The organism is Chryseobacterium sp. SIMBA_038 (assembly GCF_046535115.1).
GTDB lineage: Bacteria > Bacteroidota > Bacteroidia > Flavobacteriales > Weeksellaceae > Chryseobacterium.
In genome coordinates, this window is record NZ_JAWRXH010000273.1 from 1 (window position 1) to 258 (window position 258).

A 258-nucleotide genomic window follows, 5' to 3' on the forward strand; every position below is an offset into this window, starting at 1 on the left:
GGCACCATACCCTGACCATGCTTTGCATGCGATCCGGACAAGCGAGTGGGCATTACGACACGCACCGCCACACGAGACACGCTATCCGTCGCGCAATCACTTCACGTTCGACGACGTCGAACCGTTCGAACTGGACGAATCCCGCTCGTTTCATCGGCCCACTGAACGATCTGAGGCCGATGCTGACTTCTTCTCTTATGCGCCGCCGAATGCCCATAGCTTGTCGACGTTCGCACCCAGCGAAATCGCCCAACGCTG

At 58.5% G+C, this 258-nt stretch carries 1 protein-coding gene; it reads left to right on the forward strand.

Translation table 11 applies throughout. The annotated features are described in order from the left end of the window. Positions 1 to 258 (forward strand): hypothetical protein (locus SB689_RS23525; protein WP_410694462.1); only part of this gene is annotated, 258 nt, incomplete at both ends.